This window comes from Luteolibacter sp. AS25, assembly GCF_046736275.1.
In the GTDB taxonomy this organism is placed as follows: Bacteria; Verrucomicrobiota; Verrucomicrobiia; order Verrucomicrobiales; family Akkermansiaceae; genus Luteolibacter.
In genome coordinates, this window is sequence record NZ_CP151837.1 from 3,262,406 (window position 1) to 3,285,815 (window position 23,410).

The 23,410-nt window shown below is 53.5% G+C and carries 17 protein-coding genes; 13 read left to right on the forward strand and 4 right to left on the reverse strand.

Annotated features, from left to right (window positions below):
• Positions 1 to 67: 67 nt before the first annotated feature.
• The 11 genes from AAGA79_RS15015 to gatB all read left to right on the forward strand — a co-directional run bounded on the left by AAGA79_RS15015 (position 68) and on the right by gatB (position 14,394).
• Positions 68 to 1,486: an NfeD family protein gene (locus tag AAGA79_RS15015; protein WP_411826632.1), complete on the forward strand. Its 1,419-nt coding sequence runs from the start codon at positions 68 to 70 to the stop codon at positions 1,484 to 1,486.
• The gene (locus AAGA79_RS15020) at positions 1,483 to 1,950 is read left to right on the forward strand and encodes an NfeD family protein (protein ID WP_411826633.1); all 468 of its coding nucleotides are present in this window, start codon (positions 1,483 to 1,485) and stop codon (positions 1,948 to 1,950) included. The genes AAGA79_RS15015 and AAGA79_RS15020 overlap by 4 nt, the downstream gene beginning before the upstream one ends.
• Positions 1,951 to 1,954: 4 nt before the next feature.
• Complete coding sequence (floA, locus tag AAGA79_RS15025; protein ID WP_411826634.1) at positions 1,955 to 2,956, forward strand: flotillin-like protein FloA; 1,002 nt, start codon at positions 1,955 to 1,957, stop codon at positions 2,954 to 2,956.
• Positions 2,957 to 3,609: 653 nt separating this feature from the next.
• Positions 3,610 to 5,835: a glycogen debranching protein GlgX gene (gene glgX, locus AAGA79_RS15030; protein WP_411826635.1), complete on the forward strand. Its 2,226-nt coding sequence runs from the start codon at positions 3,610 to 3,612 to the stop codon at positions 5,833 to 5,835.
• A 69-nt stretch (positions 5,836 to 5,904) separates the two neighbouring features.
• Positions 5,905 to 7,797, forward strand: a complete 1,893-nt coding sequence (locus AAGA79_RS15035; protein ID WP_411826636.1) for an AGE family epimerase/isomerase — start codon at positions 5,905 to 5,907, stop codon at positions 7,795 to 7,797.
• A 63-nt stretch (positions 7,798 to 7,860) separates the two neighbouring features.
• Positions 7,861 to 8,649 (forward strand): hypothetical protein, encoded by a 789-nt coding sequence (locus AAGA79_RS15040; RefSeq protein ID WP_411826637.1) that lies wholly within the window; start codon positions 7,861 to 7,863, stop codon positions 8,647 to 8,649.
• A 171-nt stretch (positions 8,650 to 8,820) separates the two neighbouring features.
• Positions 8,821 to 9,357, forward strand: coding sequence for a 2,4'-dihydroxyacetophenone dioxygenase family protein (locus AAGA79_RS15045; RefSeq protein ID WP_411826638.1), 537 nt, complete (start codon positions 8,821 to 8,823; stop codon positions 9,355 to 9,357).
• Between the two features lie 147 nt (positions 9,358 to 9,504).
• Complete coding sequence (locus tag AAGA79_RS15050; RefSeq protein ID WP_411826639.1) at positions 9,505 to 10,590, forward strand: ankyrin repeat domain-containing protein; 1,086 nt, start codon at positions 9,505 to 9,507, stop codon at positions 10,588 to 10,590.
• An 80-nt stretch (positions 10,591 to 10,670) separates the two neighbouring features.
• A complete protein-coding gene (locus tag AAGA79_RS15055; RefSeq protein ID WP_411826640.1) occupies positions 10,671 to 11,276 on the forward strand; it encodes a DJ-1/PfpI family protein in 606 nt (201 codons plus the stop codon).
• 287 nt (positions 11,277 to 11,563) lie between these two features.
• The gene (locus AAGA79_RS15060; RefSeq protein WP_411826641.1) at positions 11,564 to 12,889 is read left to right on the forward strand and encodes a homoserine dehydrogenase; all 1,326 of its coding nucleotides are present in this window, start codon (positions 11,564 to 11,566) and stop codon (positions 12,887 to 12,889) included.
• A gap of 53 nt (positions 12,890 to 12,942) precedes the next feature.
• Positions 12,943 to 14,394 (forward strand): Asp-tRNA(Asn)/Glu-tRNA(Gln) amidotransferase subunit GatB, encoded by a 1,452-nt coding sequence (gatB, locus tag AAGA79_RS15065; RefSeq protein WP_411826642.1) that lies wholly within the window; start codon positions 12,943 to 12,945, stop codon positions 14,392 to 14,394.
• Between the two features lie 354 nt (positions 14,395 to 14,748).
• Here the strand turns inward: gatB and recA are convergent, their stop codons facing one another.
• The 3 genes from recA to AAGA79_RS15080 form a co-directional block, all read right to left on the reverse strand.
• Positions 14,749 to 15,795 carry a recombinase RecA gene (gene recA / locus AAGA79_RS15070; protein WP_411826643.1) on the reverse strand — a complete coding sequence of 349 codons (1,047 nt, stop codon included), beginning with the start codon at positions 15,793 to 15,795 and terminating at the stop codon, positions 14,749 to 14,751.
• Positions 15,796 to 16,083: 288 nt separating this feature from the next.
• Entirely contained in the window at positions 16,084 to 16,581 is a 498-nt protein-coding gene (locus tag AAGA79_RS15075; protein WP_411826644.1) for a redoxin domain-containing protein, read from the reverse strand.
• 59 nt (positions 16,582 to 16,640) lie between these two features.
• Positions 16,641 to 17,366: a pseudouridine synthase gene (locus AAGA79_RS15080; RefSeq protein ID WP_411826645.1), complete on the reverse strand. Its 726-nt coding sequence runs from the start codon at positions 17,364 to 17,366 to the stop codon at positions 16,641 to 16,643.
• Positions 17,367 to 17,455: 89 nt separating this feature from the next.
• Between AAGA79_RS15080 and AAGA79_RS15085 the strand changes: the two genes are divergently transcribed.
• Together AAGA79_RS15085 and AAGA79_RS15090 are read left to right on the forward strand one after the other, a co-directional pair.
• The gene (locus AAGA79_RS15085; protein WP_411826646.1) at positions 17,456 to 19,450 is read left to right on the forward strand and encodes an ankyrin repeat domain-containing protein; all 1,995 of its coding nucleotides are present in this window, start codon (positions 17,456 to 17,458) and stop codon (positions 19,448 to 19,450) included.
• Positions 19,451 to 19,886: 436 nt separating this feature from the next.
• A complete protein-coding gene (locus AAGA79_RS15090) occupies positions 19,887 to 21,113 on the forward strand; it encodes a hypothetical protein (protein WP_411826647.1) in 1,227 nt (408 codons plus the stop codon).
• Between the two features lie 87 nt (positions 21,114 to 21,200).
• On the opposite strand, the gene AAGA79_RS15095 is transcribed toward AAGA79_RS15090, so the two are convergent.
• Positions 21,201 to 23,363 carry a polyribonucleotide nucleotidyltransferase gene (locus AAGA79_RS15095; protein ID WP_411826648.1) on the reverse strand — a complete coding sequence of 721 codons (2,163 nt, stop codon included), beginning with the start codon at positions 23,361 to 23,363 and terminating at the stop codon, positions 21,201 to 21,203.
• Positions 23,364 to 23,410 lie beyond the last annotated feature (47 nt).

The following is a 23,410-nucleotide window of genomic DNA, read 5'->3' on the forward strand; positions in this document are numbered from 1 at the left end:
CGGCCACACCGATTTCAGCCGATCTAACTTCCGTTCCCGCCGGAAAAACGCTTTTCTGGGAAAAGAAATGAAACTCCTCGTCCTTCTTCTGGCCCTCCTACCCTTCCTGGCCTCGGCACAGCAGCCCGCAGCCATCGATAAACAGGAGAAAGTCGTTATCATCCCCATCCGCGATGAAATCGCCGCCCCCCAGCTCTACATCCTCCGGCGCGGACTCAAAACCGCCATCGAGCAAGGCGCGGACACCGTCATCCTCGATATGGAGACCCCCGGCGGCCGCCTCGACGTTACCTTTGACATGCTCAAAGCCCTCGAAAAATTCCCGGGGAAAGTCATCACCTATATCAATACCGAAGCCATCTCCGCAGGGGCACTCATCTCCGCCGGCACCGAAGAAATCTACTTCGCCCCCACCGCCATCATCGGCGCGGCAGCCCCCATCACCAGCACCGGCCAGGACATTGATAATACCGCGAAACTAAAAATCATTTCCTACCTGAAAGCCAAGGTCCGTGCCATCTCCAGGCAGGACAAGAACCGCGCCATGGCCATCTCCGCTATGATCGATGAAGACTACGAACTCAAATTCGGAGAAACGATTATCAAGCCGAAGGGTGAACTCCTCAGCCTCACCGCGCAGGAAGCCTCGGAGCAATACGGCGATCCCGCCACCCCACTTCTCGCCGCGGGTATCGAGCCGTCCCTCGAATCCCTGATGGATAACCTTTTCGGAAAAGACAACTACACCTCCAACCGCCTCGAAATCAGCTGGTCGGAGAACATCGCAAAGGCTCTCACCAGCCTCACACCCATACTCCTGGCAATCGGTCTGGTCCTGATATTCATCGAGTTCAAGACTCCCGGATTCGGCATCTTCGGAATCAGCGGCGGCCTCGCACTCGGCGTCGTCTTCTTCGGCCACTACGCCGCCGGCCTTTCAGGTCACGAGCCCGCACTCATATTCGCGCTGGGATTCCTCCTTGTCCTGATCGATGTCTTTTTCATCCCCGGCTTCTTCGTCCTGGCCATCCCCGGAGCGCTCCTCATGGCGGGCTCACTACTCTGGTCCATGTCGGATATCTGGCCGGATCAGCCCATCCCATGGAGCAGCAACTTCCTCCTCCGCCCACTCATCAACCTCTTCTCCGGCACCGTCGGAGCCATCCTCATCTTCGCCGTCCTCCTCCGCTACATGCCCAAAGGTGGCCTCTGGGGTAAAATGGTCCTGGAAAACGCCATCGGCGGTGAAACCACGCCATCCTCCAACGCCCGCTCCGCCCCCGCACTCATCGGTGCCACCGGCCAAGCCATCACCGCACTCTTCCCGTCCGGCCAGATCGAGGTCGGAGGGAAACGCTACGACGCCCGCCTTCTAATCGGCACACTCCCTCCCGGCTCCACCGTCAAGGTCGTCGCCGCCAATGAATTCGAGCTCACCGTGGAGCCGGTTTTAGAAATGCCGAATCCACAACCCGCGCACCCATGACACTCATCATCATACTCTTCACCATCGGCATTCTCCTACTTGCCGCGGAAGTCCTCGTCCCCGGCGCCATCCTCGGCCTCGCCGGAGGGGTTCTACTATTCACCGGGTGCGTCCTTTCCTTTGTCCAGCTGGGCCTCACAGAAGGTATCATCGCAATTGCCTGCACAATCGTCGCCGCACTCATCGTTTTCTACATACAGTTCAAGATCCTGCCAAAAACACCTTTCGGAAAACGGTTTTTCCTCAACGAGGAAGTCGACGGCACCTCCTCAGCACTCTCAAATGATGCTCGGGAATTGATTGGCAAAACCGCAAAATCCGTCACCGTTCTCTCACCCAGCGGATACATCCTAATTGATGGAAAACGCTACGAAGCCACCTCCCAATCCGGCCAAATTCCAGCAGGAACAGACCTCCTTGTCACCGAAGCAAACCATTTCCAACTCACCGTAAGAACTCAGTAATCCCATGCAACCCACCATCGCCACCATCCTCCTCGTAATTCTGGGCATAGTAGGCCTAGTCATCATCTTCGTCGTCTTCTCCTTCTTCAGCGTTTGGCTCCGCGCCTGGCTCGCAGGTGCCTACGTGGGCTTCTCGGATCTCATCGCCATGCGCCTCCGTCAGGTCCCCTACGGCCCGATCGTCGATTCACGCATCACCGCCAAGAAAGCCGGCATCGAAATCGACATCAACGAAATCGAAGCCCACTTCCTCGCCGGCGGTAACGTCCTCCCTACCATTCAGGCACTCATCGCCGCCCGTAAAGCCGGAATCGAACTCGATTGGGACCGCGCCTGTGCAATTGACCTCGCCACCAAAGGCTCCGAGAAATCCGTGGTGGAAGCCGTCCGCACCTCGGTTGACCCGAAAGTCATCGACTGCCCTGCCGCCAACTCCGGCCGCTCCACCATCGACGGCGTCTCCAAGGACGGCATCCAGGTGAAAGTCCGCGCCCGGGTCACCGTCCGCACAAACCTTGACCGCTTCGTCGGCGGTGCCAAGGAAGACACCATCATCGCCCGCGTAGGTGAAGGCATCGTCACCACCATCGGCTCCGCGGAGACCTATAAAGTCGTCCTCGAAAGCCCGGACTCCATCTCCAAAGTCGTGCTCGCACGCGGACTCGACGTAGGCACCGCTTTCGAAATCCTCTCCATCGATATCGCAGACGTGGACGTAGGTGAAAACGTCGGCGCCCAACTCCAGGAAGCCCAGGCGGAAGCCAACAAAAACATGGCACAGGCAGAAGCAGAAATCCGCCGCGCCGCAGCCGTCGCCCTCGAGCAGGAAATGATCGCCCGCGTAGCTGAGATGAAAGCTAAAGTCGTCGAAGCGGAAGCCCAGGTCCCACTTGCCCTTGCCGAAGCATTCCGCTCCGGAAACCTCGGCGTCATGGACTACTACAGGATGGAGAACATCAAATCAGACACGACCATGCGCGATTCCATCTCGAAATCGGAAGACTAACATCTTCCGCATCCGGATCTCCGGGTTAAATCCACCCAGCGAAAGCCGCCCTCGAAAGAAGGCGGCTTTTCTTTTTCCAAAAAACAAGAGATTCGCATCCTTCTCTTTGACCTCATCTGGGGGTGAATGCTTGCCCTCTCTGCTTCAGCCTTTCTTCATCAGGAAAGGCTTCCCTTCCCCAGCATTACTGTAGGTCTAGTTTTACCCGCGGGAAAAGCACAACAAGCACCTCGCCCCATCCTCGGAAAATATTACTTCCGCGAAGCTCATACATGACCCGATAAGAAGTTTTTTACGCATTTCGATTACCCGCCTAAAACCTGTTAGATCCTACGAAAACAGGAGATTAATTTTTTAAAGTCTTGCCACTTTTTACGCAGAAGATAAACCCTATCGAGTAATCAAGCGATATTAATAATTTCTCCCAAATTATGAAAATACCCAGCTGTAGAATTGCTTTCAGTCCCCAGCTGAGAAGCTCCTCTGATTCAGGATTCTGTAGCGAATCTCACTCTGCGCCCTGTCGGCATTTTTTCAGCGGGTTAGACATCGGTGGCGAAGGCACATGTCTAACGTAGGCCTCCTCGAAAGCCAGAATCACCCTTTTTTCCAGCTCACCTATTCAGCCTACAGACTACTTACGATTCCTATTTATGATAAATTCTACCACGATAGCCGGCGAAGCCACTAGCTACGAAACCGAAGCAGGAAAGACTCATCCCCTGGGATCTTTGCCTGATGAAAATGGTGTCAATTTCTCACTCTATTCAGACGCGGCCACTGAGGTTGAACTGTTGGTGTTCGATAGCCACGATACAATCGAGCCATCCCAGACTTTCCATCTGGATCCCATCAAAAACAAGTCGTTCCATTTCTGGCACATCTATGTGGTCGGGCTAAAACCCGGCGCTCACTACGCCTACCGGGTCAGTGGCCCACACGATGTCGGCAGCCGTGGGGATCGTTACAACCGTAACAAAGTTCTCATCGATCCATATGCCCTCGGAAACACCGACGATCTATGGGATCGCGGAGCGGCCTGCAATGGTGAAGACAATCTCGCGACTTCCATGCGCTCCGTCGTTATCGATGCTTCCGACTACGATTGGGAGGGCGATAAGCCGATCAATCGTCCGATGGAAGAATCGATCATCTATGAGATGCACGTCGCCGGCTTCACAAAATCCCCTACTTCCGGCGTCGAACGGGTCAAGGCAGGCACCTACACCGGTCTGATCGAGAAGATTCCGTATCTGCAGGAACTGGGCATCACCGCTGTCGAACTGCTGCCGGTTTTTGATTTCGACATCAAAGAAGGAGTGCGGGAAATGCCCGATGGCTCACGCCTGTGCAACTACTGGGGTTATAGCACAGTTGGATTCTTCGCGCCTCACTCCAGCTATTGCATGTCCCCGCACATGGGACAGCACCTGAACGAATTCCGGGATATGGTGAAAGCGTATCACCGCGCCGGAATCGAGGTCATTCTCGATGTGGTTTACAATCACAGCTCGGAAGGCAATGAGAACGGCCCGACCATTTCATTCAAGGGATTGGCCAACAGCACCTATTATATTCTGCCTCCGGAGGCCCGGGAATATTACATGAACTACACCGGGTGTGGAAATACGATCAACGCCAACCATCCGATGGTCCAAAAGTTCATTCTCGACTCGCTCGAATATTGGGTTCGTGAGATGCATGTTGATGGATTCCGCTTCGATGAAGCCGTAATTCTGACTCGCGATGAAAATGGCGCACCTCTGGCTAAACCGCCGGTAATCTGGCAGATCGAGTTATCCGAGACCCTTGCTGACACGAAGGTTATCGCCGAGTGCTGGGATGCGGCCGGAGAAAACCAACTCGGACATTTCCCCGGCTATCGCTGGGGAGAATGGAACGGCTATTACCGGGATGCCGTGCGCCGTTTCATCAAGGGTGACAGTGGAGTCATCGGTGAACTTGCCGACGCGATTGCGGGAAGTGCGAACCTATTCAGCAATGCCAGCGAGTTGCCGATCAACAGTATCAACTTCGTGACCTGTCATGATGGGTTCAGCCTCAATGACCTCGTCTCCTACAACGAGAAACATAATTGGGCCAACGGTGAAGATAACAATGACGGAGCAAGTGACAACCTGAGTTGGAACTGTGGCGCCGAAGGCCCAACCGATGATCCTGCCATCGAGAAGCTGCGCAACCAACAGGTGAAAAATTTTGCTGCGCTATTGATGCTCTCACAAGGCGTTCCGATGATCTGCGGTGGCGACGAAGTGCGCCGGACCCAAGGCGGCAACAACAATGCTTACTGCCATGACGATGCGATTTCATGGTTCGACTGGGAGTTGGTCGAAAAACACGCCGACTGCTACCGATTCTTCTCACGCCTGATCCAGTTCCGCAAAAGTCATCCAACTTTGCGCCGTGCAAATAATTACACCGGACAGAAAAACGAGCGCGGCCTCACTGATATCTCATGGCACGGATGCCAACTCAATGCTCCGGGCTGGGACGACCCTCAGGCCCGTGCCCTTGCGTTCACCATGGCCGGTTTCGGCGCTGACCCGGACCTACATGTGATGATGAATATGCACTGGGAGCCCCTCACATTCGATCTCCCCGAGGTGCCTGGGCGTGACTGGCACCGCTCGGCCGATACATCTCTGGTTTCTCCCGAGGATATATCTGAGCCAGGTGATGAAATTCCCGTTTCAGGAAATAACTACATCGTGACTGCTCGCAGTGTGGTGGTGCTCATCTCCAAAGAGAAACAATCGAGCGCACCAGCAGGTAAAGCATCCCTCGCCAATTCTGCCGCCAGTGCACGCGAGCTCTCGGAGGCTATCGGAAAAACCCCGGGCAACGACCAACGCCCATAAGCAAAATCCCATCGATACCTGACCAATATCTTTCTCCCTCAGCAAATAATCTAATCAACTTATAAATCAATGAACCAAATCAACTGGCCATTTTCCGATACCATCGCTGGCTACATAACTGTAGCGGACACACAGCTGGGCACTTTCACCATCAAAACACCGGGAGGCACGGAATTCTCGGGCAAGGTGACATCGGCCACCTTCGGTGAGTTCGTGCACAACCTCGGCGGGCACTACAAGGACGCCATGGATTCTCTGGACACGCTTATGGTGCCAGGGACCTACATGTTCGCCTACGGCGTTTTCTACCCGGAAGATGGCGACAATAAATTTGAAGCCAAACATCTGGTTTTCCCAGGCAAGGCACCCCAGGACTTCTGCTTCGAAAAACCCAACTGGTGGATCGAGCAGGCAAGTGAAATTGCCAATTTCCAACTGGATGCACAGTTTGAGGGAGGTCCCATCGACTTCTCGAAATACCGGACCAATCTGTTCCTTAACGGCGACAAATTACCAAGTGGCATCCAGGAGACCGACACCATCTCACGAACTGTTTACGGTTTTGCATCAGCTTATTTGCTGACAGGCGACGACCGCTTCCTTGAGGCCGCGGAAAAAGGCACCAAGTATCTTCAGGAGAAAATCGCCAAGCGTGACAAAGAAGGCGTTGTTTACTGGCTCCACGCGCTGGAAATAACCCCTGATGGCAACAAGGAGCATCTGGGATCGCTGTTCGGAGACGATTACGGTGCCCTCCCTGCCTACGAGCAAATTTATGCACTTGCCGGACCGATCCAAACCTACCGCATCACCGGCGATCCAAGCATTCTGTCGGACGCCGAGAAAACAATCGAACTGTTCAACCAATACTACTTCGATTCCAGCGAACTGGGTGGATATTACTCTCACATTACGACCAACACGTTCGATCCGAAGGACGAATCACTGGGCCACAATCAGGCGCGCAAAAACTGGAATTCGGTTGGTGACCACGCACCTGCCTATCTCATTAACCTTTATCTCGCAACGGGTCGGGAAGAGTTTGCTGATTTCCTCGAATACACGTTCGACACCATTGAGAACCGTTTCCCGGCAACCGATGGATCACCATTCGTGCAGGAAAAATTCTTTGACGATTGGACTGCCGATAAAACCTGGGGATGGCAACAGGACCGCGCTGTAGCGGGTCACGATCTCAAAATCGCATGGAATTTGATGCGCATGAACTCCCTGCGCCCCAAAGATAAATATGTGGATCTCGCCACAAAACTTGCCGATACCATGCCCGAAGTCGGCATGGATAAGCAGCGTGGAGGCTGGTATGACGTAGCTGAACGCCACCTGGGCGAAGGCGAAACTTTCCATCGTCTCGCTTTCCATGACCGCAAGGCCTGGTGGCAGCAGGAGCAGGGAATCCTTGCCTATCTGATTTTGAACGGTTGCCTCGAGAAGGACGAATATAGAAAACTGGCCCAGGAATCGGCTGCGTTCTATAATGCCTGGTTCCTCGATACCGATACCGGTGGTGTTTACTTCAATGTTCTCGCCAACGGATTGCCATATTTGCTCGGCAACGAGCGGAACAAAGGCAGCCACTCGATGGGCGCATACCACTCGATCGAACTCTGCTATCTTGCTGCAGTTTACACCAACCTCCTTATCACGAAGCAGCCTATGGACTTCCACTTCAAGCCCAAGATAGGTGGGCTCAAGGATGACATCCTGCGCGTTGCTCCTGACCTGTTGCCGCCGGGCAGCATCAAGATCGAATCCGTAACTATTGATGGCGAAGATTACACCGACTTCGACGCTGAGGCGCTGACCGTTAAACTGCCTTCATCCTCGGGTATGTCTCATCAGAAAATGCTGGAGCGCCGACGCGCGGGCGGCTTGCGCATGGAGCACATACAAACTGATCTGAAAGTAAAAGTTCGTATCGCACCGGTTACACCAGCCATTTAATTCAAACAGGAATTTACGCCCGTTCCCCATTGGAACGGGCGTTAACTCCAATAGTTCTGCTTCATGATACATCCTTTATGGTTACAGGGACTCATTGTTGTCGGCGGCACAATGTCGGCTTCGGTTTTGGCCCTAGGCTTGGTGCGGTGTGTCGTCTCTCCTGAAAGATTGCGCACGCACCATGATGTTGGCGGATTTATTCTGGCAGTGATTGGTGCGATCTACGCCATACTTCTGGCGTTTGTCGTTTTGGTCGTATGGGAACGGTTCGGCGAAGCTGAAATTGTTGCCGAGCGCGAAGCAAACGCGCTTATCGACATTTACCGTTTCGCACCGGGCTTTTCCGAGCCAGTCACAACCAAAATCCGCGCAGGAGTTCGCGATTACGCTACACGCGTGATTGAGGATGAATGGCCGGCAATGAACCGTGGAACCAGCGATAACGGAGCTTCACACGCTCTTGACCAAATATGGCGCGATTCAATGGATGCTGATGCTACCAATAGTCGGGATGCAGCGATATTCGATCATACACTCGACCGCATAACCGATGTGAGCGATAGCCGGCAGTTGCGCCTACTTGCCAGCCGCACCGGAGTACCGGGGGCGATGTGGATAGTATTGATTATCGGTGGCGTGGCGACCCTGGTATTTACGTTCTACTTCGGCTTGGAGCGGTTCTCGATTCAGGCGGGAATGACGGCTCTTTTGGCTATTTTGATATCACTGGTCTTATTTCTTATTGGCGCACTGAATTTCGCATTCAGCGGCCACTTGAAGGTAGACCCGGAAGCAATGGAGGCAGCACTGCTTCGCTTTGATAATATTGAAAAACATGAAGCAGGAAACTAATACAAATACTGAAGTCGGTAGATATACCAGTTCAGTTCCGGTCAGCAGTTCCTGCGAAAACCTTCAGATCATCCCTTATAAATATTTCGCCCTTTCCCTCGCCGGATCATAGGCACTTTCGCTCGAATACATCGGGCCCGATTAATACAAACAACTAAAACACTAGTAAATATGCCAATTAGCAGATTCAAATCATACACAGACCTGATTCCTTCCGATAAACGGGTCTTCCACGATTATACAGTCGATGTCACACCTGAGTTCATGGCGGATGAAGACAACTGGATCCCTTACATTCCAGGTGTCGATTTCATTCCACTTTGGTTTGGAAATCGCTCTCAGCCAGGGTTTTCGAACATCCTGCGCGTGCAACCGGGTTCCCAACTTAATCCTCACTACCATCCAGCAGGTGTTTACGGTTTTACAATTCAAGGAAGCTGGCGCTATCTCGAACACGATTGGGTCGCCAATACCGGTTCCTTTTTGTGGGAGCCGCCGGGTGAAGCACACACCCTCGTCGTTGACGCGGATGCCAAAGTTCCGATGATGACTTATTTCGTCAGCCTTGGCGGATTGGTCTACCTCGAAAGCATGGAAAATCCAGTGCCTGTTGGTTACGACGACGGGTTCACGTTGTTGGAAATCGCGCTCGAGCATTACAAAAATACCGGCAAGGACGTCGATAAACTCTACGCGCTTTGTCGCTAAGGTAAGCAAGGATCGGGAGTTTATTAGCTCCTGATCCTTTCGTTTTTTAGCGGAATCCCCACCAGAGTTGGGCGCTATCCCAGACCAGGATAGCGCACTCGATTTACGCTTTTAAGGCTGCAATTTCAGTTTTTAACAAAAAAATATATGATTAACGATTCTTTGACTCTTTGGCTCTACGAAGCCATTCGCGCAAACAGCTATATGGAAGTCGCTTCGCTCATTGAGCAGGGTGTGGATACCAACGAGCGGATTGGCAGCAACATGACTCCACTCATGGTTGCATGTGCTCTGGGTTTACCCGGCATCGTCGAACAGTTGCTTGATGCAGGTGCCGATTTGCATACCGTCGATAGCTCGCTGGGTGCTTCGCCGCTCCACAAGGCCGCTCAGAGTGGGTGCGTAGATGTAGCCGAGTTGCTGCTTAATCGGGGTGCTTTCATAAACCTTCAATCGGCAGCTACCGGTCACACACCGCTCATTGATGCTGTGTGGGCCAAGCGGACCGGCATGGTAAAATTCCTGCTCTCGCGCGGCGCATCAGTCAATATTGTTGGCCATCACCAGCAAACTGTATTCGATTTCCTGGGTACGGAACCTGTCTGGACAGCCGGATTCACCACTCCTTCCGATGAAGCTTGGGGACGGGACATCCTGCAATTGTGTTTGGATAAAAAAGCTCAGGACGAGCAAATCATCGCTTCACAGAAATTAATGGCAGCAGTTGGTGCTGGCGATCTGGATGAAGTGAAAAAGCTCATCGCAGCGGGCGTTGATGTGAATGAAAAAACACCTGTTGTCGGCTCTGGTAACGATGGCCAGACACCGTTGTTGGTGGCCTGCTTCATGGGCTATGCCGACATCGTTCGCGAATTGATTACCGCAGGCGCGAAAGAAACTATCAACGATTACCTGATGGCTGCTACACCGGCTCACAAAGCCTGCTATGCCGGCCAACCCGAGGCGCTGAAAGTGCTTCTGGAAATGTCGCCAACCGTCGACCTAACCGCGCAAGGGCCTTACAATGGTTACACAGCGCTCCATGATTCTTGCTGGCATGGCCATATCGAATGCGTCAAAGCCCTGTTGGAGTACGGCGTTCCCCTCGATCAGGAAAATCATCAAGGCGAAACGCCTGCGCAGTTTGCACGCTCACACGGCTACAACGATATAGCTGAACTGATTGAAACTGCTGTAGCTCAATCGGATACCGCTCAAGCGCAAATCGATTGAAGTGTTCTCAAGTCAGGCCGGAATCCCATGGCTTTCGGCCTGGCTCAGCACAACTTTTAAACACCCTCAAAACAGACCATATGAGCTCTAGTAAAAAAATCGGCGTTCTAATCGAGAGCGACTACTACGAACCTGAAATCTGGTATTACCAACACCGCTTCCAGGAAGAGAATATCCAACTCGATTTTCTTACCCGGATGTGGGGCCAGACCTTCATTCAATTTCAAGGTCACGAGTGGCATGTGCCCCTCAATATACCTGAAAAAAGCTTCGAGGACATGAGTGATGAGGAACTGGCTTCATACGATGCCATCATCGTTCCTTCGGGAATTGTGTCCGATCGGCTGCGTTACACGGACGATGTCGCCAAATTGCCGCCCGCTACCGAGTTTCTCGTGCGCGCCTTCGCCAACGAAAATATAATCAAAGGAATTATCTGTCACGGCATGTGGCTGGTGGCTCCAGTGCCTTCGTTGGTGAAAGATCGTCCAATTGTGGTTCATAACAATTTGCACGCCGATGCGATCAATATGGGCGCAATTTATACCGATCAGGATCTAGTAATCGACGGCGATCTAGTCACCGCCCGCACCGGTGCGCATTGTCACCTGATGGCGCGCCAAATCATTAATATGATTAACGCGAAAAAACCTCACTTGGCGACATTTCCAACCAAAGTTTCTTGAGGACAGGGGCCGCGGAGGGCTTGAACTTGTTCTTCGTGACCCTGTCGATTTTGCTTGGGATCCAAGAGGGACTCCCTATGGAGTTTTGATGGCTCACAGATACCCCGGTAAATTTATCCGAGGCGTCCCACGAGCCCTCCGCCCAGTTATGCGGGCGAAGGGCTCGCCAAGCTTTTGAGTGTCTCATAAATCCTCCGGCAGGGCGTGTCCCTTTTTATGCCAATACGGGAAGGGAAGATTTCGATTTTGAAGTTTGAGATTTCAGGCCTGCCGCCTAGCCTGCTCGCGTGAGCGAATGTAAAAAATTAGGAATCGGCTTGGCGGGCTTCGGCACCGTCGGCTCCGGCGTATGGAACACCATCGAGAAAAACGGCGAACTTATCTCAGACCGCACCGGCAAAGACGTCTCCCTCGGCATCAGTAAAATCCTCGTCCGGGATCTTAAAAAGACCCGCGCCACCAAATCCGCCGTCCCTCCTGAAATCCTCACCACCTCCTGGCACGAACTCGTCCAGGACCCGGCCGTCGATATCGTCGTCGAACTCATCGGCGGCACCACGGACGCCTTCGAAATCGTCGCAGCAGCCCTTCTTGCGAAGAAACCCGTCGTCACCGGAAACAAAGCACTCCTCGCGGAGCGTGGCGTAGAGCTCTTTGCCATTTCCCGGAAAATGGAGACCCCAATCTTTTTCGAAGCCGCCATCGCAGGCGGGATCCCCATCGTAAAAACAGTCCAGGACTCCTTCGTCGGGAACCAGATTCACTCATTCACCGGCATCATCAACGGCACCTCGAACTACATTCTCGAGCAAATGACCTTGCGCGGAATCGATTACACCACCGCGCTCCAAGAGGCCCAGGACCTCGGCTACGCGGAAGCGGATCCGGCACTCGACGTCAACGGCTGGGACGCCGCCCACAAAGCCATCCTCCTCGCATCACTCGCCTACGGCTTTCCTATCGATCCCGCGGAAGTCTACGTCACCGGCATCGAGCAAGTCCGTCCAACCGATATCAATTTCGCGAAATCCCTCGGCTACGTCATAAAACTTCTCGCCATCGTCCGCGAGCAAGACAACGGCGCCGTGGAAATCCGCGTCCAGCCATCCTTCATTTCCAAGAACCACATCCTAGCCTCCGTCAACGGAGTCTTCAATGCAGTCTCCGTCAACGCGGACGCAGCCGGTGAATCACTCTTCTATGGCCGCGGCGCCGGCCAAGGCCCCACCGCCTCCTCTGTTGTGGCAGACCTCGTGGAAGCCGCCCGTGCATTCACACACACCTCCCGCCACCGCGGATTCCTCCCTTACCGGGAAAGCGGCACACTCGTTCCCATCGAGGAAACCTCCACCGCCTACTACGTTCGCTTTGATGTCACCGATAAAATCGGCGTCGTTTCACAGATCGCCACCATCCTCGCGAACCACAAAATCGGCATCTCAGGCACACATTCACCAGTCGATTCCTCCAACCCGGATGCCGACTTCGTGGATATGGTCTTCCTTCTCCATTCCACCACCTTCGGTAAACTGACCACCGCACTCGCGGAAATCGAATCACTCGATTGCGTAAACTCACAGCCGGTCGTCTTCCGCATCGAAAACCTAGGATGACACATCCCAAGCATTCCACTTCCCACTGATCACTCGGCACTTCCCACTCTCCCATGTCCTACCTCGTAACCATCGGCCTAGAAGTCCACGCCCAGGTAAACACCGACACCAAAATGTTCTGCGCCTGCCGCACCTCATTCGGTGACGATCCAAACACGAACACTTGCCCAGTCTGCCTCGGCTATCCCGGCGCCCTCCCAACACTCAACCAGCGCGCCATCGAGAAAACACTGCTAACCGGACTCGCCCTCGGCTGCGGATCTCCCGAATTCTCACGCTGGGATCGGAAGAACTACTTCTACCCGGACATGCCGAAAAACTACCAGACCACCCAGATGGACTTCCCTCTCTGCCTCGGCGGCGGAGTTCCACTCTTCGAGGACTGCTACCCCACGGACGCCCGGAAAAAGATCAAAAATCCCGACAAAATCGTCCGCCTCAACCGCATCCACCTTGAGGAGGACGTCGCGAAATCCACCCACCTTGCAACCACCTCCCTCATCGATTTCAATCGCGCCGGCACCCCTCTCATGGAGATCGTCACCGAGCCGGATCTGGAATCCGCAGAGGAAGCCTTCGCCTACCTGCGCTCTCTCCAACTCATTCTACATGAGTGTAATACATCCGATGCCGATCTCGAGAAAGGCAACCTGCGCTGCGACGTAAACATCTCCCTACGTAAAAACGAATCCGATCCACTCGGCGAAAAAGTAGAATTGAAGAACCTCAACTCCTTCTCCGCTATCCGTCGCTCCATCCACTACGAGATAGCCCGCCAGACAGAGGAACTCGATGCCGGAATCCCCCAGATCCAATCCACCCGCCGGTGGAACGACGAACTGGGAGAAACCCAGATGATGCGAACCAAGGAAGACGCGCACGACTACCGCTACTTCCCCTGCCCGGATCTCCTCCCCATCGCCACCGCGCCGCTCCTTGAGAAGGTCAAACCGCTCGTCCCCGAACCACGACTCGATAAAATTTCCCGCTTCGAGACCGATTTCAAACTCAACAAAAATTCGGCAGCCGAGCTCTCGGCAAGTAAAGCCACAGCCGATCTTTTCGAAGAACTCGCCGCCAGCTCCCCGAAGCCTCAGAAGCTCGCCAACTTCATTCTCAACACCTACCTCGGCTCCCTCAACCAAGCCGGTTTCACCATCGAAACCTCACCAATCTCCGAGGAGAAATTCAAACAGGTAGCCCAACTCACCTCCAGCGATACCCTCTCCACAGGCCAAGCCACCGAGATCCTCGCTGAACTCTTCGAAAACCCTGATCAGGAAGTCGAAAAAATCGTCGATCAAAAAGGCTTCAAACCCACATCAGCCGGTGACCTGGAAGCCCTCGTCGACGCAGCCATCGCGGAAAACCCCGCGGAAGTGGAGGCCGTCAAAGCGGGTAACGAAAAGCTCCTCAATTTCCTCACTGGAAAAGTCATGCGAATCGCCCCGACAAAGCCCAACCCAAAGGCCGTCACCGATCTATTGAGAGCAAAGCTACTATAACCAAAGTTATTCCCGGAACTGATCGCTTTGATCCGATCCCCTTTGAAGGAAAAGCAGTCGCCCTTCGCCTGGATAATTCAGTCTTCTCGTTGCCAATCGATGAAAACGGCCATGTACTTGTTTCCGGAAAAAATATCTTAGCCGCTGACCATCCGCTCTGGGGCGGCACTCCACCCGAAATTCATTATCCGGACTTAGAAATGCAGGCGGAATCACCTCTTTGGAAAGGAATTTTCTCGAAGTGACAGAAGCCTTCCTCCGGAAGTCGATCTCTTAAGACCAAAAGAGGGAAGAGCAGCTTTCCACTCTTCCCTACTTTCAAAAAATTCCCAATTCCTCGGGATCGTTGATTTATTAGCGCTTCTTCTTCTCTTTGGCTTCTTCCATTCCCGCTTTCACCTTGGTCTCCACTTCCTCGTAGAGAGCAGGATCGGCTTTCAGTGCATCCTTGGCCGCATCACGGCCCTGCGCCAGCTGCGCTCCATCGTAGGAGAACCACGAACCGCGTTTCTGGATGATTTCCAGCTCCAGCGCCAAATCCAGCAGTGAGCCTGTAGAGGAAATTCCTTCGTTATACATGATGTCGAATTCCGCCTCGGTAAACGGAGGTGCCACCTTGTTTTTCACCACCTTGATCTTGGTCCGGGCGCCAATAACTGTGCCGTCGGATGCCTTGATCTGCCCAAGACGACGGATATCGATCCGCACGGATGAGAAGAATTTCAGCGCACGACCACCTGGAGTTGTTTCCGGGCTACCGAACATGACACCAATTTTTTCGCGGATCTGGTTGGTAAAGATACAGACGGTTTTAGCCTTGGAAATGAATGAGGTAAGCTTACGCATCGCAGCACTCATCAACCGCGCTTGGGCACCTACGGTGGAATCACCGATTTCCCCGTCCAGCTCCTGTTTTGTTACGAGGGCCGCCACGGAATCGAGCACTACCACGTCGATGGCATTTGACCGGACAAGTGCTTCGCAGATTTGCAGGGCCTCTTCGCCGGAAGATGGCTGGGAAACCAAGAGATCGTCCAGGTTCACACCAAGCATACGCGCATATTGCGGATCAAGCGCGTGCTCTACATCGATGAATGCGGCTAATCCGCCACGCTTCTGTGCCTGGGCGATTGCTGTCAGGGTAAGAGTTGTCTTACCGGATGACTCCGGACCGTAGACCTCCACGATACGTCCACGTGGGAAACCTCCCACTCCGAGCGCACGGTCGATCAGTAGATTGCCTGTAGGAATCACATCCACGTCCACACGGTGCTCATCACCCATACGCATGATCGCCGATTCACCAAATTCCTTGTGAATCTGTGAAATTGCTAGGTCGAGATTCCGTTTGCGGGCTTCAAGTGCTTTGTCCGCCGCTGTGTCCGATGATTTGCTTGCCATGGATAAACGCTGTGCGAGCCAACGAGCTTCAGCAAGGAAAAAGATGTTCACTGGAACAAAAAAATGAATTTTAACCCACATCTTTGTAATCCGATTTTTTTGCAAAATCCCTATCCCGGAAATAGCGAAGGCGCGAATCCGTTACCAGATTCGCGCCTTACAGTTACCCCGCTGTCTCAGTGTGATTGAGCTTTCCCCCCGGAAGACTCAATCACTCCGGCTCTCGCGGAGGACGTGGGTAAATTGACATTTTTTATAAAAATGTAAATGATAAACTATTCTTAATTTCTAAGAAAGTGAGCCCAACGCTGCCTTCACGCCGTCGAAATCAGGCAAATCCCTCGGATGTTCCTTTACGTCCACGAAGCGGACGACTCCTTCTTTGTCGATAACGACCGCAGAGCGCTTGGCAACACCACCCATGATCAGATTTGCGTCTGGAAGGAACTGATCATAGGCCACGCCGTATGCCTTGGCCACATCATGCTCGTAATCACTGAGGAGAGGGATGGAAATCCCCTCCTTTTGTGCCCAGATTTCCTGCGCGAAGGGACTGTCTCCGGAAATGCCGAATACTTTCGCTTCGAGGCCATCGTAATCGGAAATGCCCGAGGAGATTTCGCAAAGCTCTGCTGTGCATACGCTGGTGAAAGCCATCGGCACGAAGAGCAGCACGATGTTTGTTTTCCCGATATAATCGGATAGTTTTACCAATTGGGGACCTTCGGCAGTCTTGGTTACGAGAGTGAAGTCAGGCGCTTTATCGCCGGTTTTAATAGGGGTCATGTGTCTAGTTAGTTGATATTCGAGAGTGCGTTCCTACTCTATGCCAACAAATCCAAGGGTCAATGCCCCGAAATTTCCGGCAAAGGGCCGAAGATGGCTGCCTGTTCTTCCGCCGTCACAAAACGCCAGTCCCCCACCTCCAGATCCTCGGGTAATTTCAGCCCGCCGATGGAAATCCGCTCAAGCTCCAATACGTGATTTCCAACTGCGGCGAACATCCGCCGGACCTGATGATACCTCCCTTCGTGCAGGGTTATCAAAGCCTCCTTCTCGCCGAGAGCCTCGAATTCCGCCGGTAACAGCGGCTTTGTTTCGCTCTCCAGCACCAGCTCACCCGAGCCGAATATTTCCCCTTCTTCCCCGGACAAAGGCCGATCCAACACCACGTGGTATACCTTCCTACATCCGGATTTTGGGTGAATCACCTGGTGGAGAAACTTTCCATCATCCGTCAGCAGCAGCATCCCGGTTGTATCCTTGTCCAGCCGCCCCACAGGATTGATCCCTGGATTTCTTTTTGAAAATCTATGTGGCAAAAGCTCGTATACCGTCTCGCCCGGATCCTCCCGGCTGCATGTGAATCCGTCCGGCTTGTTCATCACGATTACCAGCGGGCCCACCGGATCCAGCTCCTCACCCAATACCCGGATATTTTCCAGGCCCGGGAAATCCTTGGATTTCAAGGCATTCCCTTCCACATCCGTCACCACGCCACTGCGGATCAGCTTATCCGCGTCTTTCCTCGACCCATAGCCGAGGTTTGCCAAAAGTTTTATCAGTTTCATCTGCGGAAATTATTAGCAGGTCTTGGCTGATCCCAAAGAGCGTTCTTACTCACTTGATTTTTCTAAAAAAAACTATACCTCTCTCTCCCATGTGCCGGACCGCCCCCATCATCCGACTCTGTTGGCGAATTCTGCTGATCTGCGGTGTCCTGGCGGTTTCCTCGTGCGACTCCCCGGAGAAAAAAAGCCTTCGCGCCCTCTCGAAGGACGGCATCCAGCCTAGCGGCCGCGCCCTCGTGGAATCCGTATCGCTTAATGAACCCCAGCATGTCCGCTGGCTGCTCGATCTACACGTCCACACAGAGCAGCGCGATGCGAAAGGTCACACACCTCTGCGCATAGCCATACAACAAGGATTTCCTGAAATCGCCACCATGCTGCTGGAGGCAAAGGCGAACCCCAACGCGAAAAGCCCCGATAACATCGGCATCCTTGGCGTGGCTCTCCAGAATGGCCAAACCGAACTCGCCCGTGAACTCATCTCCGCGGGAGCCAAGGCAGATGCGAGAATGCCCAACGCAGAAAAAATACTCCCGTGGGCGATCCGCAACGGCAAAACCGAAGAGGTGCAAATGATGTTCGCAAAAGGAGCAGACCCACATCTCACCGACGATGATGGAAATCCGCTCCTCCACATAGCCATCAACGCCGGGCACAGTGATCTCGTCCGCCAACTTATCAATTACGGTGCGGACCCGGGCGGCACGGATACACAAGGCAGGGGCGTGCTCAGCCTTGCCGTGAGAAACGGCTGGTCGGATATACTTCCTACTCTCGCCTCCGCCGGGGCCGATCCCAACCTCCCGTCAACCGACGGTCTCACATTGCTTGAGGAAGCCATCGCCGCGCGAGATACGGAAATCATCCCCCTCCTCATGAAAATCGGGGCAGACCCCGTCAGGCTCCCGACCACACCCCACGGAGTCACGCCATTGGAGGCAGCGATCGCCACCGGAGATCCCGCCACCCTCCGCGCCGTCCTCCGCCCGGGTGAAACCCTTAGCAGCCCCGAGTGGGAGCCAGCCCTCTGGCTCGCCTACAATAAGAACAACCTCCCGCTCGCCCGCATGCTGCTCAACAAAGGAGCCCGTGCCATCAAACCCGGGCCCCATGGACTGACAATCACCGAGACAGCCACCATGGAGAAAAACATCACCTGGCTGAAGCTCTTTCTCGACTATGGCCACAGCTCCGGAAAATCCATTTTCTACGCTGCTAGCAGGAATGATAGACTCACCACCAGCTACTTGCTGGATCATGGTGCCGATCCCGATTTTACCTTGGTTCCTTACCTGGACACCCCGCTATCCGCTGCCTTGAAAAATGGCAACGACCGCCTGGCCGCCCTACTCCTGCGCAATGGCGCGAAACCTGACATCAACACCCCGGGTAACCAACGCCCACTCCACCTCGCCATTGTCACCGGAAATGCGGAAGCCGTCCGCGAGCTCCTCGCCGCCGGGGCCGATCCCAATGCCCCGATCGTTACACCCGTCCGCTCCTCCTTCCTCCGTCACGTGCGCTCCAAGGACATGAAATGGTATTTATCACGCGATAGGAACATCACCCCGATCATGCTCGCCGCCAATACCGGCAACCTCGCCACCGCACGTTACCTCCTCGACGCCGGAGCAAAGAAGAACACCTACACCCGCGTCAATTACACCTGGCCTATCAATTTTGCTTCCCGCCGTAGCGATGTTCCCATGATGCGCCTCTTGCTCGGCCAGGACCCACACAACGTCCAGCGGCACATCGTCCTCTCCCTCAGCGAGCAACGGGCGCGCGTATTTAATGGGAATGGAGATGAAATATTCACCACCCGGGTCTCCTCCGGGAAATCCGGCTACCGCACCCGCCAGGGAGAGTTCGTCATCACAGACAAACACCGCCACCACAACTCCACCATCTACGGCTCATCCATGCCCTACTTCCAGCGCCTGAGCTGCAGCGACTTCGGCTTCCACTACGGAAACGTCCCGGGCTACCCGGCCTCCCACGGTTGTATCCGTATACCCATGTCCTCCGCAAAAACCCTCTTCGCAATGACCAAAGTAGGCGATACCGTTACAATCAAGCCGTGAGCCATAGCCAGTAAACGGGCTAGGTATAGAAAAATAAACACGCTTGCTGATTTATTTTCGATTTGATCATTATGGATAAACCCTAATGAAAAACTCAAATAGTTCGTATGTTTTATCGATCTCGATTGCTATCTTTTTAGTCATAGGAGCTCTCGCAATATTCCTCCCAAGGAATAAAGAGAAGCCATTCGGGCCTACTCCTGAACCTCAGGAAATCTTTGAAACTGCCAGTGGAGGGAAACTAGAAATATTCTCCATCTCATCGGAGCCAATGGTATTTGGAGACCCATCCGCAGCAAAACCATCTATCTTTCAGTTTTCATCTACCTCTGGAAGTTCGGGCGGTATGTATGGAGGGTTAAAATTCGAGGAGGAAAACCGAGAGAACGAGACACGTTTCCTCCGGGTTAGTTCTAACTCACCACAAGATCTCCTCATGGAAATCCGTCTACAGAATGAGTATTCCGACCTGATAAAAATTCCGTCTTATCGCTTACCGAGCCGGAGTGTCGTTCTGGACGAGCGGATCGCTCCAAGGCAAAAACAAGCTTACCGCATTTACAAGCCGGACGATTCCAATCTGGAAAGCATCCTGGCGGCTATGGATAAATGCGCACTGGATGTCCTCTTCCAGTATAATGATCCCGACACCGGTTGGATTGATATGGGAGGACCTGGAATGCCATGGGAGGACTGGCCCGATAGATATTTCATCTACTTGGATTGCTGGCAGCGAAATAAGGAAATCCTCGAATTTAGGATGATCGATAAAAACGGAAGCATTTCGGAATTTTCGATGCCGAATCCCGACTATGTTAAGACTCCAGAACCGTTGAAAGCTGTCTCGCTGCCCTTCGTTCAAACGTTCAGTGACTTAACTTTTACAATCAATAGTCTGCGGAGACTTCCCAGCGACGTAGGCGAGCACCCATTCGCCACATTCGATCTGGACATTTCCTACAAAGGACCCGTTGCAGAAGGCCTACCTGAAGGCCCGTTATATTTTGGAGCAGACCGAAACCTAGCTACAGACGAATGGGGTAACGTGACTGCGATGGAAACGGAACGAATCGGGAAGAAATCCACTTACGGTGTCCGCCTACCGCTCAACTCGGCGTTCGCGAAGATTCAATTCCAAATCGAGCGAACAAGAGACTACCCCCAGAATTCGCACTCGGGAATTGAGGTCTTTGAGGGAACCGTGAACTCCACCGGAACAGCCATCGATTTCGAAAAAGCAGGAAATGCTCACAAATTCGGAACTATTTCCATCAGCGGAATTAATATCCATAAGCCCCGATACAATTCTTATAAGAACACCAAAGGAAAAGGATGGAAGGAGCTTTCTTTTGAGCTCAGATGCCAGGTGCCCATGAAGAAATATGAAGTGCTACAGCGCAGTATCGGTAACGACCAGAACTGGGTGGTTCTAATCTTTGCTGAAGGTGACACTTACTCAAGTGGGTTGGCAAGAGACCGGAATGGTGGGTCTGGTCGTAATCAGTCCGAAATCACTTTCAGAGAAAAATTTTCAAGGGTTTTCCCACCTGAGAGCCTGCAACCCGGAAAGAAGATCCGGGTCGCCATTCATCCAGCACCGGAAAGCGAGCAGTTTGAAGCAATTCTAGCTCTGCCTGTATTGGAGAAGGCGGCTCCGGAATAGCTGGAGTAACAAAAAAGCCGGAACCCCTTTCGGAGCGCCGGCTTTGTGAGTCTTTGGGAAAAGGAGCCCTAGAGCTCCTTTTCTAGATTAGACGAGTGGTGTGGTGGTCTCTTCGACCGGTCCGTTTGCTTCCGCGTCTTTTGCTTTTTCGTCGCGGAGCCAAGCACGGCGTGACATTTTCACGCGGCCTTTCTCGTCAACGCCAAGGCATTTGGCAGTGAGCATCTCGCCTTTTTTGACGACGTCCTCCACTTTCTCCACGCGGCCTTCGGCCAGCTCGGAGATGTGAACGAGACCGTCCTTGCCAGGAAGAACTTCCATGAATGCACCGAAGGCTGTTACGGAGACAACGCGGCCTGTGTAGGTCGTGCCAACTTCGATTTCCTGGAACATGCGGTCGATCATCGACTTGGCGCGCTCGAGGCCTTCTTGCTTGGATGCATAGATGTGCACGGTGCCGTCGTCCTCGATGTTCAGCTCTGCGCCGGACTCCGCCTGGATGGCTTTGATGTTCTTACCGCCAGGTCCAATGAGTTCGCCGATACGATCTTGTGGGATTTTCACGGAAACGATGCGCGGTGCGTGTGCACTGAGCTCTTTCGGGTCGGTGATGCTTTCAGCCATCTTGTCGATGATCTTGCTGCGGCCGTCTTTGGCGATTTTGATCGCTTCTTCGAGCATCGCGAGTGGGAGGCCCGGAAGCTTGAGGTCAAGCTGGTAGCCGGTAACACCCTCGCTGGTGCCGCAAAGTTTGAAGTCCATATCGCCGTAGAAATCCTCGGAACCGATGATGTCCAAGAGCATTTTGTAGGAGCCCATGGAGCCGTCTTCGTTGGACTCTGTGACGAGGCCAACAGAGATACCACCAACAGGGCGGATAAGTGGGACACCGGCGTCAAGGAGAGCCATGGTGCCTGCACAGACGGAGGCCATCGATGTGGAACCGTTGGATTCCATAACCTCGGAGGAAACACGCATTGCGTATGGGAAATCCTCTTCGGAAGGGATCACTGGCTCAATGGAGCGCTCCGCGAGGGAACCGTGACCGATTTCGCGGCGGTTGATGCCACCCATACGTCCACATTCACCTACGGAGAATGGAGGGAAGTTGTAGTGGAGGATGAAGCGTTTCTCATCAACACCACCTGCGTAGTTGTCGAAGTGTTGCTTCTCATCAGCAGGGGCGAGTGTGGCTATGCCGAGTGCTTGTGTCTCACCACGTGAGAAAATGGCGGAGCCATGAACGCGTGGAAGAGTGCCGACTTCACCGTAAAGGGCACGGAGATCGCCGATCTGGCGGCCGTCTGCACGGATACCTTTCTCCATGATGGAGATACGGAATGCCTTTTTCTGAAGGTATTCGAACGCCTGCTCTACGTCGAAGTCAGTTGCATCAGGAGCGCGCTCCTTGATGGCTGCTTCCACTTCGTCACGGAGTGCGCCGACTTTCTTGGAACGCTCGGTTTTGGAAGGTGCGTAGATCGCTGCTTCAATACGGTCACCTGCGATTTCGTAGGCGATTTCGAGAAGGTTTTCTTTGGCGAGGGTGAGTTCGTATTCACGCTTCGCCTTGCCGCAACGTGCGACGAGTTCCTCCTGAGCTTCTACAATTTTGGTTACTGCTTCCTGGGCGAAATGGAGTGCCTTGATGAATTCTTCCTCTGGAAGCTCATGAGCCTGTCCTTCGATCATGATCACGTCGGTTTTGTTACCAACATAGATGAGATCGAGATCGCTTTCCTCACGTTGATCGTGGGTCGGGTTGATGAGGAATTCGCCATCCACGCGGCCTACGCGCACTGCACCGATTGGGCCTGCGAATGGGATATCGGAAAGAGCAAGAGCGGCGGATGCGCCGTTCATGGAGAGAACGTCGGAATCATTGATTCCATCCGCACTGAGGAGGATTGCTACGATTTGTGTTTCGTAGAGGTAGCCTTTCGGGAAAAGCGGACGCAAAGGGCGGTCCGTCATACGGCAGGTGAGAATTTCTTTCTCGGTCGGGCGACCTTCGCGCTTGAAGTAGCCGCCTGGGAAGACACCAGCTGCAGTGGCTTTTTCTTTGTATTCAACGGAAAGCGGGAACCAAGTTTGACCCGGGCGCACTTTGGTTTGGGAAACAGCGGTGACGAGGATGATGGTTTCCCCGCAGCGGACGGTAACTGCACCGTCTGCAAGTTTGGCAAGTTTGCCAGTTTCGATCGTGATTGGGCTAGGTCCCACATCGATCGTAGTGGATTGGATATTCATTTTGTTTGTATTTTCTTTCTAACGTCAGAGCCAGGCAGCCGTGTGCC

Coding starts and splice junctions, on each gene's coding strand:
- AAGA79_RS15015 (WP_411826632.1), top strand. CDS start 68: ATGAAACTCCTCGTCCTTCTTCTGGCCCTCCTACCCTTCCTGGCCTCG.
- AAGA79_RS15020 (WP_411826633.1), top strand. CDS start 1,483: ATGACACTCATCATCATACTCTTCACCATCGGCATTCTCCTACTTGCC.
- floA (WP_411826634.1), top strand. CDS start 1,955: ATGCAACCCACCATCGCCACCATCCTCCTCGTAATTCTGGGCATAGTA.
- glgX (WP_411826635.1), top strand. CDS start 3,610: ATGATAAATTCTACCACGATAGCCGGCGAAGCCACTAGCTACGAAACC.
- AAGA79_RS15035 (WP_411826636.1), top strand. CDS start 5,905: ATGAACCAAATCAACTGGCCATTTTCCGATACCATCGCTGGCTACATA.
- AAGA79_RS15040 (WP_411826637.1), top strand. CDS start 7,861: ATGATACATCCTTTATGGTTACAGGGACTCATTGTTGTCGGCGGCACA.
- AAGA79_RS15045 (WP_411826638.1), top strand. CDS start 8,821: ATGCCAATTAGCAGATTCAAATCATACACAGACCTGATTCCTTCCGAT.
- AAGA79_RS15050 (WP_411826639.1), top strand. CDS start 9,505: ATGATTAACGATTCTTTGACTCTTTGGCTCTACGAAGCCATTCGCGCA.
- AAGA79_RS15055 (WP_411826640.1), top strand. CDS start 10,671: ATGAGCTCTAGTAAAAAAATCGGCGTTCTAATCGAGAGCGACTACTAC.
- gatB (WP_411826642.1), top strand. CDS start 12,943: ATGTCCTACCTCGTAACCATCGGCCTAGAAGTCCACGCCCAGGTAAAC.
- recA (WP_411826643.1), bottom strand. CDS start 15,795: ATGGCAAGCAAATCATCGGACACAGCGGCGGACAAAGCACTTGAAGCC.
- AAGA79_RS15075 (WP_411826644.1), bottom strand. CDS start 16,581: ATGACCCCTATTAAAACCGGCGATAAAGCGCCTGACTTCACTCTCGTA.
- AAGA79_RS15080 (WP_411826645.1), bottom strand. CDS start 17,366: ATGAAACTGATAAAACTTTTGGCAAACCTCGGCTATGGGTCGAGGAAA.
- AAGA79_RS15085 (WP_411826646.1), top strand. CDS start 17,456: ATGTGCCGGACCGCCCCCATCATCCGACTCTGTTGGCGAATTCTGCTG.
- AAGA79_RS15090 (WP_411826647.1), top strand. CDS start 19,887: ATGGAAATCCGTCTACAGAATGAGTATTCCGACCTGATAAAAATTCCG.
- AAGA79_RS15095 (WP_411826648.1), bottom strand. CDS start 23,363: ATGAATATCCAATCCACTACGATCGATGTGGGACCTAGCCCAATCACG.